Here is a 14,168-nt window from a genome sequence, read left to right on the forward strand (position 1 = left end):
CCTTCTGGGTATCGGTGTAGTAGATCCTCTGCCTGCGCTTCACCCGCAACACTCCTGCTGCCTATGCAGCTATCCGTGTGTTGCGTCGATCATATGAATCCGCGGCCAGAAGCGGACATCACTTCTTTCTCGGTCAATCGGAGATTCTAGCTAAGCTTCTGCGCATAAGGTCTGCTACCTGTTGGGCGGCCTCATTCCCTTTTGCGAGGTACGCCAGAACAGACTGCCGATTGGCATTCGGGTGGTTCTGGCTCAGTTTTAGCTTGAGCTCGAATTTTCTAACTCTCAAGCGGAAGCCAATGATTCCACGCAGCATGGACCGCTCAGACTCCGCTTCCGAGTCAAACGCCCAGCTTCCGCCCGCTCGCCGCTCGTGGCGCTCTGACAGCGTTCCGACATGCTCGGCAAGCCACTGGTCATCGTCGCGGCATTCGAGCGTTCCGGTCAAATGCGCGACGGCATAGTTCCAAGTTGGCACGCGTGATCGTTCGACTTTATCGGGGTACCAGCTTGGCGACACATATGCATTCGGTCCGTGCAACACTACAAGCGCTTGCGACCCATCTTTGGCTTGGCGATTAGCACGCGCAAGATGGCCTGCGACTACGATCACATCGTCGCTTCGCGAGTACAAGACTGGAATGTGACTGATGAACGGCTGGCCTTCTTCCACGGTGACCAGTGAAGCGAAATCGTGGAGCTCTGCCAGTCTGTCGAGCTCACATAGATCTTGAGAAGAGAAGGGTTGATTTGAGTAGATGCTCACGGGAATGCCATATGGTTGGGAGCGGTTAAACTTGGATCGACACAACCAATCTTTGAGACGAGCGCAAGCAGCCCCCGCAGTGTCGAGAGTCTTCGCCATACGCGCGAATGACCGATCGGATGTCAATCCGAACTTTCATAAGCGGCAGGATGTCTTGTCGCCACCACGATGACACATAGGTGCACGAGTCGTTGGATACAGTGGCGTCGCTGCAGCCAGCTTGCCAGTCGGCCTCGCGAGATGCCTGATCAATGTGTATCCCTTGCTTGTCTCGCAGATTGTCTGCGCGCACAGGCCATCCGGAGACCGCAGGCGGAAGTCGAACTTAGTCGTCATTTCTTCGTTCCCGCGAACATCTGGCCGGCAGTGTCCCGTTGGCCGATTGGCCGACACAGCTCAGCCATAACCCATCATCGATGCAAGTGTGGTTTCTGTTAATCGCAACGTCCCACTGCCTACCGCCAGACAGCGCCCTTCCTGGTCGAACAGCTCGGCTTGCGCGAAGAAAAGTCCCCACGACTTGTGAACTAACAATCGGTTGGAGAGCATGTCTTTCCGCGTTCCGCGGCTCAGGAAACGAACATTGAAATCGACGGTTTCGAGGGCACATTCGGTCTCAATGCTGCTTGCGGCGAACAGCGCAGCATCCGAGATCATCCGGAAGCAGTGCGCGTCCTCATGGCCATCGGCCCTAGCCAACGCGTCGCGACCTGAGCACTCGATGACCGCCGAACCCGCCTCGACAGTCAAATTCACCTCAAGCAGGCGACTCACCGCGAGAGCGTGGTACATGTGATCGAGCTTTCTAGAGTGATCCTGCCCAACTTGCGTATCCAAGCTCTTCGCTCCCTCGTACTACTTGACACGTATCGATACGTGCTGCTTCGCCAGCCTCTGCGTCATAATGGCCATAGGCCGGTCACTGGAATTGGGTGGCAGCGACGCCACGCCGTGCTCAGGGGTTGAAAGCACTGCGTGACGGCGCCGCCATAGGGGCTTTCTCGGCCGAGCAATAGCCGGCGTAAAGAGACTGAATGTCGAGCAATAGACCCGCCATAGGTATCTCAAAGATCCATGCCGAAGCCGACGCCGGCCGATCGCTCTGATCCACTGAACGCTCCGCCGAGGGAGAACGACGCGCGCTCGCCGATAGGCTTGGCGTAGCCGATGGACAGCGCCTTCTCGCCGTCCTGAAAGCCGGCACCCGCTGCCAAGCGGCCGCGCGGACTCCGCGTGCCACTCGCATTGATCGCCATCTGCGACATGGCAGCATTCATCGCGCCGTTGCGGCTGATGCGCTGGTCCTGGCCCTGGATACGCGTATCGATCTCGCTACGGAACACACTGAAATCCTCGGTCATGCCGGTGATCTCGGCAAAGCGCGTGTCGGTATAGGCATTGGCTTGGCTGAGCGTCTGCGCATCACCAGACTGAACCTGGCGCAGATTTGTCGCATCCGTTGCTTGGGCGCCGTCAGCGACGTTGCCGACTCGGGTACCGCTGGCACCCTGCAGGGTGAGTTGATCGAGCGTGTCGTTGTCGTAGGTTGTGGTACGCGGACCGCCGCCCGCCGGGCCCTCCGGACCTTGGGGTCCGGTAGGACCGGCTGGGCCTTGCGGACCAGCAGGACCTCTGGGACCCGTCGGACCAGAGCCGGTCCCGCCGCCGATTCGGGTATCCAGGTTGGTCAGCTTAAGATCGACGGCACTGAACGCTGCGCCCACGTTGTCGAAGCTGCTGCCCTGGATCACGTAGTTGGGGGCGGTAAACACGCCGCCGTTGAAGTTGGCGCCTGCACCAAAGACATTGACCCAGCTGTTGAGCTGCCCCATATTCACTACATCCGTGTTGGCGGTGCCTGCCGCGACATTGACTATTTGGCGCTCGAATCCGACGGATCCACCTGCACCACTTGCACCTACCGACACCGCATTTGCTCGGTCCGAGAACGAGTTGGCACCCAAGGCCACGCTGTTGGATGCATCGAAATCCGTTGACGCATTGAATCCGATGGCTGTCCCACCGTTCTGCGCCAGTGATCGTGCGCCCAGCGCAGTGGATTCATCACCGAACGTAGTGCTCGCGGCTCCCATCGCGCTCGAGTTCTCGCCCCTGGCGACCGCGCCTTTTCCGATGGACGTCGAAAACTGGTCTTGCGCCGTACCGCCAACCGTCACGCTGTTTAAATCGTTTGCGGCGCTACCTTGACCGATAGCAATGCTGCCGATCCCCACCGCACGACTATTTGCGCCAATGGAAGTCGCAAAACTCCCGATCGCTACAGCATTAGTTCCCAGCGCGGTCGCGTTAGAAGCGGCATTCGATCTCGCACCTATCGCTACGCCGCTCGCGTCATTTACGAGCGAATTGGATCCTATCGCCATGCTCTCCCTACCGGCCGAGCGCGCATTGAACCCAACTGCAAGGGAGTTTACGCCGTCGGAGACTGCGCTTCGCCCAAGGGCGGTACCTCCTTCGGCAAACGACCCTACCGTCGCACCAAAGCCAAAGGCACTACCCGATTCTGACCGCACGCTCGTGAAGGTACCAACGGCCGTTGTTCCGAACGCCAACGCGAGCGCGCGATCGCCAAAGGCGGCCGACGATCCATCTGGAGCCTCGGCGCCATCGCCGCACGCGAGGCTCGTGAAAGCACCTGCCGGCTGCTGGGTCGCCGTGCCAGGCGCCATTGCGCAGGAAGCCGCACTAGCTTCGCTCGCGAACATCAACGTCGCAACGGGTAATGTCAACAAGCAGGCCACCCAAGAGCGTTTTGCGACATGCGGGGGCCGATTAGTGAATTTTCGGGTAGCGATCTTCATTGCGTTTCGAATCCCAGGTGTTTCAACAGCCTTCCGGCTTCGGCCTTCAAGGCTTTCTTGAGTGGAGGGCGAATTACTTCACAGAACCGCATCTTCACGAGATGTGTTTGCCGGCAGGTCTCGTAGGTCGTAGACGTTTGCTCAGCGCACAAAGCAGATCTCAACCTGCACCACGGAGAACCCGTTGCTCAATCTTGGTTAGCGCCAAGGTTGGGCTGGTTTCGCAAGAGTCGCTAGCGAACATCGTCATGCTGAAGTCCTGCCATCGGAGATAGCGAATGTCCGACCTGCGACTATTGCCTCTTTCTGTCGGACGACGATCCCCATGAATGGATCGCCGTCCGCTCACTACAAGCTGCACGGAGTCAGAACCCGATGCCCACACCCAGTGTGCTGGACCGCTCAGAGCCGCTGAAAGCACCGCCAAACGTTACGGCCGCGCGCTTGCCGATGCGCTGCTGCAGACCGACGGACACCGCATCCTTACCGTTGTAGTTGCCCACTGCCAGACCGATGCGGGTATTGCCTTCCTCCACCGCTCCGGCGCTGGCGGCCATGCCGATCATCGCCGCGCTCAATGCGCCAACACGATCGATCCGGCTGCCCTGAGACGCGATGCGCGCGTTCACATCGCTGCTGAACGCATTGAAGTCATCGGCCAGACCGGTGACTTCGGTGAAACGTGCGTCGGTATAGGCGTTGGCCTGGCTCAGCGTCTGCGCATCACCGGCCTGTACCTGGCGGATGTTGGCCGCATCGGTGCCCTGGGTACCATCCGCGACGTTGGTCACCTGGCGTTCCACACCCACCGCACCGACCGACACGGTATTCGCGCGATCGGCGACGGACGCCTGTCCCAACGCCACGCTGTTGTCGGCAGTTGCCTGCGCGAACGCGCCGACCGCGGTGCTGTTGACGGCCAGCGCGTCGCTGTTGCCACCGATCGAGGTGGTGCGGTCCAGCGCCGCGTTGGCCAGCCAACCGTTGGAGGTGGCGTTGTTGCCCAGCGCCTGCGCGCCACTGCCCAGTGCGGTGGAGAAACGGCCCGAAGCCACCGTGGTGAAGTTGCTGGTGCCCACCACCGTGCGCCCGCCGATTGCCGTGCTGCCCTCGCCGGTGGACTGCGAGAACGAACCCACAGCGGTCGCACCCTGCTGCGTGGCGTCACTGTTACCGCCCAGCGAGGTGGTGCGATCAGCCGACGCTGTGGCCAGCCAGCCGTTGGAGGTCGCGACCACACCCGTGGCCTGCGCGCCGCTACCGATGGCGGTGCCGAAGAGACCGGTGGCCCGTGTGCGCTCGTCGTCGGTCAGCGTGCCATCGCCATTGCGATCGAATGCACCGCCCATGGCGATCGACGCGTTGCCGGACGCCACGCTGAGCGAGCCATGGGCGACGCTGCCATCGCCGCTGGCGACGGCGGAATTGCCGACCGCCGTGCTGTTGGTGGCCCCGGCGACGCTGAAGTTGCCCAGCGCAGTGCTGAAATCGCCATCGGTCCGCGAGTTCACGCCGATGGCAATACTGGAGTTGCCGTTCGCAGCGGCCGATTCACCGATCGCAATGCCGAGGTTTCCCGTCGACTGGGCGCCATCGCCTATCGAGACGTTGCCGGCGCTATTCGAAAAGCTGCCACTGCCGATGGCGATGCCGCCAGTGGCGACGGCCAGGCTCCCGTCACCGATAGCAATACTGTCATCAGCAAAGGCATTGCTCGCATCGCCAATGGCGACACTGCCATCCCCCGCCGCAGCGGCGGCACTGCCGATGGCAGTGGCGAAAAGGCCGGTGGCTTGCGTACGATCATCTAGCACCCCGTCACCGTCGCGGTCGATGGCGCCACCAACCGCGATCGAGCCCTGGCCGGACGCCAGGGTCAGCGCACCATGCGCGACGCTGCCATCGCCTCTGGCGATGGCGTTGTCGCCAATCGCGGTGCTGCTGGTCCCGGTCGCTTCGCTGGCAGCCCCGCAGGCCAGTGCGTTCTGCGACGGCGCAGCGGGGGCCCCGCTACCATCACCGTTGGTCTCGCAGACGTCGCCGGCCAGGGCCTGGCCCGAAACGGTCATCGCAATGGCCAGCGAGAGCAGAAGGGGGAGCGGACGCTGCGCCGGGTGACGGCGGCGATGGAGGACGTTGTTCATTTTGATTTCCGAATAAGAGGACGCGACGCGTCGGGAGAGGGGCGTGCAGTGTGGCCTCCGTCACAAGATGCCGGCAGCGTAGAACGCCAGCGCTGCGGCACTGACCGACAGCAGGGCTCAGGACGTACTTTCGTCCGAGCAACAAGATCGCTTTCCGCCACGTCCGCTCACAACGGCATGGCTCCCGTGCGAAATCCCCTACGTTGGCGGGTGCTTAACACCCCCGGAAGAGATGAAGAGATTTGCCTGGCAGCGCGTAGCATCCGATGTGGTCTCACTCGGGAGCGCCAGTGGCGCGGCCTTCATGTCGAAAACAAGCGACGGTAAGGACAATCGTCTGCAGCTGGAAATGCTCTCGCAGATGATCGAGGAGATTTCGGGTGAGCTAGCACTGGAGCCCCTGCTCCAACGCATCGTGATGCGTGCGTGCGAACTCATTGGCGCCGATGACGGAGTGATCAGTCTTTACGTCCCGGAACGCGATGCGATTCGTACCGCTTCCACCCATAACATCCCCGTGCATGAGCTTCGTACAGAACTCTCCCGCGGCGAGGGCCTGACAGGACGCGTGCTGGAGCTAGACCAGCCTGTCAGATGCTACTACCACGAGCTCCCCCATCCCACGCGTGAAAATCCGCCCGCAGGCATGCACAGCCTTGGCGTACCCATTCGTGCGCGCGGCCGCCTGGTAGGCGTATTCGGCATAAGTACCTATGCCCCGCGCGTCCTTGACGAAGACTCGCAGGAATTCCTCACCCTTTTTGCGCGTCACGCTGCTGTTGCCATCGACAACGCACAACGATACAGCGCCGAAAAACGGCGTGCTTCTCGGCTTGCGCTGATCGCGCGCGTGTCCGCGATCATTGCTTCCAACACTGACCTCACCACCTTGCTGCAACGTGCTGCGGACGCGATCCACGATACGCTGCAATACCCGAACATCGACATTGCCTTGCTCGACCCCCAGGACGCCACTATCCTTGTTGTCCTTGTACGGGGCGGCGATTACAAGCGCTTGGTACCTCATGACGTTCGACTGCCGATCGACTGCGGGATCATGGGTGCAGCCATTCGTGAGCAGCGAAGTCAGTTGGTCAACGATATCGCCAACGATCAACGCTACATAGCGCCTCCGCATGTATCACCTCCCCAAGCCGAGCTTGCCGTCCCCATCATTTACGGAGAGAAGGCGCTGGGCGTGCTCAACATCGAAGGCGATCTTCCCTTCGATGAACTCGATCGCGTAAGCTTAGAAATTGTCGCGGAACACCTTGGCGTCGCTATCGTCAACGCGCAGCTGTTCAAGCGCGCGACCGAAGCCGCAGTGCTAGAGGAACGTCAACGCTTGGCGCGTGACTTGCACGACAGCGTCATGCAGATCCTGTCGTCCATGAGCCTGATCGCCCAGTCGCTGACCGAAGCCTGGCATCGAGAGCCGGCGGAAGGCGAGAGAAGGGCGGTGCGTCTTAGCGAGCTTTCCAGAATTGCCTTCTCGGAGATGAGAGGCCTGCTGCACGAGCTTTCACCGCGGGCGGCCCTAAGCCCGAACTACGCGGCGAGCCATTCTCTGCCCGACAGATTGCGGCGGCTGTTGACCGCCATGTGGCCCGCGTACATCCAGCTGCAGATAGACATGGCGGGTTTCCAGCCGCAGGCGATAACTCATGAGGACACACTTCTGCGTGTTTGCCAGGAAGCCGTGTCCAACGCCATACGGCATGCTTCGCCCTCCACGATCCGGATCGAAACGCTGCTCAGCGCTTCAGGTGTTCGACTCAGCATCACCGACGACGGCTGCGGTATCTCCCGGTCCATGGCGCAAGGCATGGGGATAGGCAACATGCGCGCGCGCCTGTCAGAGCTTGGCGGCCAATTGCGGATCGCCTCAAGCCGAACGAGGGGCACTAGGATCCTTGCCTATCTTCCCCGCTGCGACCGTCCCCAGCCGTGAACGAGTTAACAAGAATCCTGTTGGCGGACGGTCACGCGGTGGTGCGGGAAGGGCTCCGTGGCTTGCTGGAACAGCAGGCGGAAATGGCCGTCGTCGCCGACACTGACGACGGCCACACCGCGCTCCAGCTGATTCCTCTGTACTACCCGGATGTGATCGTGCTCGATATGAAAATGCTTGGACTCGGCGTCGTGGAAACCATCGCTGCGGTCAAACGTATCCGCCCGCAGACCCAGGTACTGGTGTTCACCAGCTACGCGAGGATTCGCAAGTGCGGGAGGTGAGCGCCGGACGCGCCTGGCTGCATCCGCAGGCACAGCGACAGATGCTTGACTGGATTCGTCGTCGTCCCTCCCGAATCGACAGCCTGACCGTCCGCCAACGGTCGGTGCTGGCATTGCTGGCCGAAGGGCAAAGCAACAAGCAGATAGCCCGCAATCTCGCGCTGACCGAGGGCACGATCAAGTGCTGTGTGAGCTAGGTGCTGGACAAAACTCGCAGTGGCGGACCGTACCCAGGCGGCACTGCTCGCCCATCGCGAAGGTCTGTCGAGCGGCGGAGCTTGAGCCAGCTGGGCCGCAGGCGTCATTTCCCTGACGGAAGGCAGGCTCGACCGCCCACTCCGGAGTGTGGAGGTGCGACCTACCCGCGCCCATGCTCTGTGGCCGCGCCTCCGTCATGCTTGAGCAAGGGTTCCGCTATGCCATCGTCGTCCACGAAACTCGCCGCGCCCATGTTGGGCGCACTGGTCCTGAGTGGCATGAGCCTCTCCTCCGGCGCGTTTGCGATGGAGCCGCTCACGAAGGGCTACAACAAGCCGACCTCCTCACCCTCATCCATCGATGCGGACGATCCCGCGAAGCCCGGCTGCGAAGGCAAATGCGGTGAAGGCATGTGCGGTGAGGGCAAATGTGGCGAGGGCAAGTGCGGGCAAGGAAAGTGCCCGACGGTAGAGAAGGCCGATGATTCGGTTCCGGACGATGCGCCTATCAAGAAGGAAGGTGCTCCGGCATCGCCCGAGCAACAAAAGACCGAGACAGTTCAGAACTAGCGCTCTCGCGCCCGCCCGCCATGGACGCATTCGCGCCCGAGGCTACCGACCTCGGGACGTCTCCGCAGGCAGGCGTTGACCTGGAGATGCCAGTGAACGCCCTGCTGCGAAGGTTTCACTCAGCCGGACAGCGCGCCCAGACAGAATCCCTATGAAGAAATTTTTCCTGATGACTCTCCTGGCCGCCGCGTCGCTCGTGGTCGTGCTGGCCGTCAATACGGTTCGTCAGCGCTCCCGCCAGCTTGACGTGGCCGCCGTCAGACCGCTGCCCGCGCTCGATGCCGTCGCGGCCGCGAACCGCCTAGGTGGCGCGCTGAAGTTCCCCACCATCTCGCACGGAAACCGCGAGGTGGAAGGCGCCCCGTTCGACGCACTGCACGCCTATCTGCAGGACGTCTATCCCCTCGCCCACCAAGCGCTCATCCGCGAGCGCATCAACCGCTACAGCCTGCTCTACACCTGGCAGGGTACCGATCCGACCGCCAAGCCGATCATGCTGATGGCGCACCAGGATGTCGTGCCAGTGGCGCCAGGCACGGAGGTGGACTGGGACGTAGAGCCGTTCTCCGGCACGGTACGCGACGGCTACGTCTGGGGTCGCGGCGCATGGGACAACAAAGGCAGCCTGCTGGCGATACTGGAAGCGGTCGAGTCGCTGAGGGCGCGGGGCTTCCGTCCGCGTCAGACCATCTACCTCGCCTTCGGGCATGACGAAGAGAACGGCGGCGAGACGGGCGCGAAGGCGATCGCGCGACTGTTGCAATCGCGCGGTGAACGGCTGGATTTTGTACTCGACGAAGGGCTGGTGATCACCGACGAAATCCTGCCCGGCGTGCAGAGCCCGCTTGCGCTGGTAGGGACGGCCGAGAAAGGGATGCTCACCTTGTCGCTCGGCGTAGCGACCGAACCGGGCCACGCGTCCGCACCCGGACGCGATAGCGCGATAGGCACGCTGAGCCAAGCACTGGTCCGCCTGGAGAATTCGCCGCTGCGCGCCCGGATAGCCGGCGCCACCGGGCAGATGTTCGACACCCTCGCACCGGAGACAACGGGCCTGCAGCGGCTCGTGCTGTCGAATCGTTGGTTGTTCGGAGGGCTGTTGATGTCGCAACTCGAGAGGAGCCCGAGCACGAATGCCATGATCCGGACCACGACCGCACTCACGGTCGTCCGTGCCGGCAACAAGGAGAACGTATTGCCCGGTCGAGCCGAGGCTCTGGTCAACTTCAGGATACTGCCAGGGGATAATACGCAGCGCGTTCTGGCGCATGCAAGGGGTGTCGTCGCCGACGAGGCCATCTCAATCGATATCCTCGGGTCATCGCAGGAGCCATCACCTGTTTCGAGCTCGCGTGCGCAGGGCTTCCGGGTGATCGAGCAGACGATCCGTGAGACACATCCCGGTACGCTGGTTGCGCCGGCCCTGCTGATCGGTGCCACCGATTCGCGCCACATGGCGTCCATCGCGGACGATATCTATCGCTTCTCCCCGGTGCATGCGCGCCAGGAGGACCTGTCCCGCTTCCACGGAACCAACGAACGTATCGCGGTCTCCAACTACGCCGCGATGATCCGCTTCTATGCCCGGCTGATCACCAACGCCAGTCAAAGCCCGCAGCAAGACGCTACCGACTCCCGCTGACGGAGGCATTCGCTATTCGGGGATGCGGCCGATCGCCGCCCAAACCCCGGACACCGCAGTCGAGGAATGGACGAGCGGGAACGCGTGCCTCGATAGTGGTGAGGTGACCACGACTGCGCTTATCCGCTGTCAGCGACGGGCATACCTATATTTCCGTTGGCGACCTCATCAGTCCGCACCGCGGAACCACGCGGCTCCGAATGGCTGGCTAGTGAACCGCGGTATAGAGGCCGGGGAAGTAGCGCTCCATCAGCGACTGCGGATGCAGCGGGGCGGTGAAACCGTATTGCGCATACAGTCCATGCGCATCGCCGGTGGCCAGGGTGAAGCGACGAAGGCCTTGCAGCTCGGGATGCGCAAGGACCGCGTCCATCAGCGCTTTGCCATAGCCCTTCCCACGATGCTCGGGAAGGACGAAGACATCCACGAGATTGGCGAACGTCGCGTAGTCGGAGATGACGCGGGCGAAGGCGATCTGCGTATCGGCCAGGAAGCCCCCGAAGCATAGCGAGTGCTTCATCGACGTCTGCACCAGCGACAAGGGAATGCCCTTCGCCCAACTGGTGTGCTCGGAGAGAAAGCGATGGATGAGCGGAACATCCAGGTCGCCCTGCTCGGTAGTGATACGAAGCCGTTCCATACCCCTGCCTTGCGCCAGCATTAGATTACGAGTAGAAATCCCGCGGCCTGCCATCGGCCCGCCGCGGGACGAACCCTATTAGAACCGATACGCCGCCTGCAGGTACCAAAAGCGCCCGGGCACGTCATAGATCGCCGCATCGTAACCATTGAGCGAACAGCTCAGGCAGGTCGGCGCTTCCTTGGCGAACGCGTTGTTGAGGCCCAGCGCGAGCCTGAGACCGTCCGTGCCGAAAGCCTGGTCCCAACCCGCGTACAGGTCGTGATAGGTCGTGGCGCCGAGCTTGTTGCGCGACAGCGCCGGCTTAGCCGCATCCGGATCGGAGCACAATCCGAGCGCTGTCAGCGAAAGGGCGGGATTGTTGTCGAAGGCATCCGAGCAGCGTTCGGTCACCGCATGCGTATAGCGCAGGGTCCAGCCGAGACGGACCGGACCGCGCGCATAGCCCAGGCGGAGATTGGATTGCCAGCGCGGGATGGCGCCGTCGTTGCTTTCAACGCCTACGGCACGACTGAACGTGTTGCCGAAGCGGTCCGTCGCCTCGAAGCGGTTGACGTAGGTGTTCTGCCAGTTGGCCTCGAAACGCCCAGCAGCGGTGTCCATTGCCCAGACGATGCTCAGGTCTACACCGTCGGTTTCCAACCGTCCGAGGTTGGCGAGCCGGTTATCGAAGTTCGTGATCGTGCCCGTGGCCGGATCGCGCCGGATGCCCGTGCAGAATGCTAAGGTCGGGTCGGCCGAGTTCACGCAGGCATCCAGCACGTCCTGCGCATCCGGCGCCTGGATCGCATCGTCCACCCGGTGGTTGTAGTAGGTGACTTCGAGATCCAGCTTGTCGGCAATGCCTGACGCCAGCGCCCAGTCCGGGCTGTAGACGAGTCCGAGCGTGAAGCTGTCGGACGTTTCGGGCTGAAGCTCCGCGTTGCCGCCGGTCGTGGTGAAGACCTGGCTGCCGAGCTGGCGATAGGTAGCCGGCACGCCGAGCGCCTGGCAGTTGGCGATCAGCTGGGGATTGCCGGATGTAGCGAAGCTCGAGCACGGATCCTTGATGCTGGCACCGAACTGCGACAAGCCGTACAGCTCACCGATGAACGGTGCGCGGAAGCCCTCGGCGTAGGTGCCGCGAAGCAGCAGGCTGTCGACAGGACGCCACTTGAAGCCGAAACTCCCGGTGGTCACGCTGCCGAACGTGCTGTAGTCGGAATAGCGCAACGCCATGCTGACGTCGAACCGACGTGCCAGCGGCACATTGAACTCCGCGTAGGCTTCGTTGACTTGATACTCACCGCTGGTCGGCACCGTGTTCGCCAGATCGAATACCTCGCCGGTGACGCGCAGTGCATCCGGACGGTAGGAACCCTCGTACTCGCGACGCTCCACACCGGTCGCGAACGACACATTGCCGGCGCCGAGCGCGAACAGATCGCCGCTCAGATTGGCGGAAAACACCTCCAGCGCCTGTCGGCTCGCATCACGCACGTCCGTTCGAATCCAGGACAGCATCTCCGGCGTTATCGTTCCCTTGCCATCGGCGCCCTGCCCACCGAACAGATTCAGCGGCACGCATCCCGGCGTCTGCGCGCAGACCGCCGGCGCACCCAGTGCCAGCTGGATGCGGCGCAGGTTGTAGGTATTGCGGAAGCGCTGCTCGGCCTTGTTCTCAGAATTAATGTAGTTGACGTCCCAGAAGAAGTCGCGGTCGTTGGCGGCGAACGCGCCTTCCAGACCGGTGCCCAGATAGCGGGTGTCCACGGATTGTTCGAAGATCCGCGGCCCGCCCTCCACGGGACGACGGGCGATCGCGAACATGTTCGCGCCCGCGACAAGATCGACGCCGAAGGGGTTGAACGGATTCAGACGCGAAACATGGGTGACGTCGCCGATGCCATTTCCTGGCGCCTCGGGACCGATCACGATCGAGTTGGGCGCGGCTTGGTTGACCGAGTCACGTGCGTTGTACAGCGCCTTCGCATACCAGCTGATGTTCTCGGTCACGGCATAGCGCGTCGACGCGAACAGGCTCTTGCGCTTGTTGGGGGTGAGGACCAGGTTGTCATCCTGCCCGTTGTAGGACTGGTTGTCCGTGTAGCGCACGAAGCCGCCGGGGAACGCCGGCGCGCCATTGCCGGCGACCGGCGTATTCGGCGCCGAGGTCAGGTCGCACAGCGGTACGTCGGGCACGCCGTCGCCGTTGAGGTCGATCGTCGGCGGGCACAGACCCGGCGGCGTGGCGAACGTCGGCACGAGGATGAATCTTCCTTGCGGCGTGACCGGGCTTCCGCGCGTCGGGCCGGCGGCGAAGTCTTCGGAGATGCGACGGTCGCCGGAGGCGACGCGCTTCTGCTCGTTGTAGCTCGCGGAGAAGACGCCGCTGAAGCGCTCGCCCACGTGTCCGACGGTCAGTTCGGCGCGCGAGGTCTCGCCATCGCCGTGTTCAAACAGGCCATGAGAGGCGATCACTTCCACGCCATCGAAGTTCCGCCGCGTGACGATGTTGATCACACCGGCGACCGCATCCGAGCCGTAGATCGCCGACGCGCCGTCGCCGAGGACTTCGATCGACTCCACGATGGCCAGAGGAATGGTGTTGAGGTCGACGGAGCCACCGACGCCCGATGCCGAACTTTCGTTGACCCAGCGCCTGCCATCGACCAGCACCAGTACCCGCTTGGACTCCAGATGACGCAGGTCGACCTGCGACGAGCCCGCGCCGATACCACCGCCATCGGGCGGAGCGCCGAGGGAACCGCTCGAATTGACCTGTGAATTCAGTGCCTTGCCGCCGCTGGTCAGGTCCTGCAGAACGTCGCCGACGGAGATCAGCCCGGTCCGTCCGATCTGCTCACGGGTGATGGTCAGGACGGGCGACTGCCCCTCTATCTCGATCTTCTTGATGCGCGAACCCAGCACCTCGATGCGATCGGCGTCGACGATGCTCTCCTGCGCCAGGGCGGTATCAATGGAGCAGCCAAGCGCTATCGCGACCGCGAGGGTCGATTGGCGCATGTGCTTGTCCGGCATGAGGCGGAACTTGCTGCGGAAACTCATGAAATCTCATTCCTTGGAATTGACTGCAATTGATCGCCGCGATGCCGCCCGTCGATGCAGGCAGGAGCGAGCCCGCTGCATGGACGGAAGGTTGTCTGGCGACG

The 14,168-nt window shown here is 62.5% G+C and carries 11 protein-coding genes; 5 read left to right on the forward strand and 6 right to left on the reverse strand.

The genetic code is table 11. The annotated features are described in order from the left end of the window. Positions 1-133: 133 nt before the first annotated feature. The 4 genes from ASD77_RS17935 to ASD77_RS17440 form a co-directional block, all read right to left on the reverse strand. Positions 134-766, reverse strand: a complete 633-nt coding sequence (locus ASD77_RS17935) for an FMN-binding negative transcriptional regulator (protein ID WP_235578589.1) — start codon at positions 764-766, stop codon at positions 134-136. A 396-nt stretch (positions 767-1,162) separates the two neighbouring features. After that, a complete protein-coding gene (locus tag ASD77_RS17430) occupies positions 1,163-1,603 on the reverse strand; it encodes a hypothetical protein (protein WP_156383732.1) in 441 nt (146 codons plus the stop codon). Positions 1,604-1,830: 227 nt separating this feature from the next. Continuing rightward, positions 1,831-3,588, reverse strand: a complete 1,758-nt coding sequence (locus tag ASD77_RS18650) for a YadA-like family protein (RefSeq protein ID WP_082563422.1) — start codon at positions 3,586-3,588, stop codon at positions 1,831-1,833. Positions 3,589-3,953: 365 nt separating this feature from the next. Beyond that, the gene (locus ASD77_RS17440) at positions 3,954-5,732 is read right to left on the reverse strand and encodes a YadA-like family protein (protein WP_055945145.1); all 1,779 of its coding nucleotides are present in this window, start codon (positions 5,730-5,732) and stop codon (positions 3,954-3,956) included. 232 nt (positions 5,733-5,964) lie between these two features. Here ASD77_RS17440 and ASD77_RS17445 point away from each other — a divergent pair, with 232 nt between their 5' ends. The 5 genes from ASD77_RS17445 to ASD77_RS17460 all read left to right on the forward strand — a co-directional run bounded on the left by ASD77_RS17445 (position 5,965) and on the right by ASD77_RS17460 (position 10,376). After that, positions 5,965-7,683, forward strand: coding sequence for a GAF domain-containing protein (locus tag ASD77_RS17445; RefSeq protein ID WP_055945148.1), 1,719 nt, complete (start codon positions 5,965-5,967; stop codon positions 7,681-7,683). Next, the gene (locus tag ASD77_RS17450) at positions 7,680-7,967 is read left to right on the forward strand and encodes a response regulator transcription factor (RefSeq protein ID WP_055945150.1); all 288 of its coding nucleotides are present in this window, start codon (positions 7,680-7,682) and stop codon (positions 7,965-7,967) included. The genes ASD77_RS17445 and ASD77_RS17450 overlap by 4 nt, the downstream gene beginning before the upstream one ends. Further along, positions 7,964-8,164, forward strand: coding sequence for a LuxR C-terminal-related transcriptional regulator (locus tag ASD77_RS17455; protein WP_055945152.1), 201 nt, complete (start codon positions 7,964-7,966; stop codon positions 8,162-8,164). The genes ASD77_RS17450 and ASD77_RS17455 overlap by 4 nt, the downstream gene beginning before the upstream one ends. A gap of 279 nt (positions 8,165-8,443) precedes the next feature. Continuing rightward, a complete protein-coding gene (locus tag ASD77_RS17945; RefSeq protein ID WP_156383733.1) occupies positions 8,444-8,734 on the forward strand; it encodes a hypothetical protein in 291 nt (96 codons plus the stop codon). Positions 8,735-8,885: 151 nt separating this feature from the next. Next, the gene (locus ASD77_RS17460; protein WP_055945154.1) at positions 8,886-10,376 is read left to right on the forward strand and encodes a M20 family peptidase; all 1,491 of its coding nucleotides are present in this window, start codon (positions 8,886-8,888) and stop codon (positions 10,374-10,376) included. A gap of 208 nt (positions 10,377-10,584) precedes the next feature. Here ASD77_RS17460 and ASD77_RS17465 read toward each other — a convergent pair whose 3' ends face one another. After that, positions 10,585-11,016: a GNAT family N-acetyltransferase gene (locus ASD77_RS17465; RefSeq protein ID WP_055945157.1), complete on the reverse strand. Its 432-nt coding sequence runs from the start codon at positions 11,014-11,016 to the stop codon at positions 10,585-10,587. Positions 11,017-11,094: 78 nt separating this feature from the next. Further along, the gene (locus tag ASD77_RS17470; protein ID WP_082563429.1) at positions 11,095-14,037 is read right to left on the reverse strand and encodes a TonB-dependent receptor; all 2,943 of its coding nucleotides are present in this window, start codon (positions 14,035-14,037) and stop codon (positions 11,095-11,097) included. Between the last annotated feature and the right edge of the window lie 131 nt (positions 14,038-14,168).

The organism is Pseudoxanthomonas sp. Root65 (assembly GCF_001427635.1).
GTDB lineage: Bacteria > Pseudomonadota > Gammaproteobacteria > Xanthomonadales > Xanthomonadaceae > Pseudoxanthomonas_A.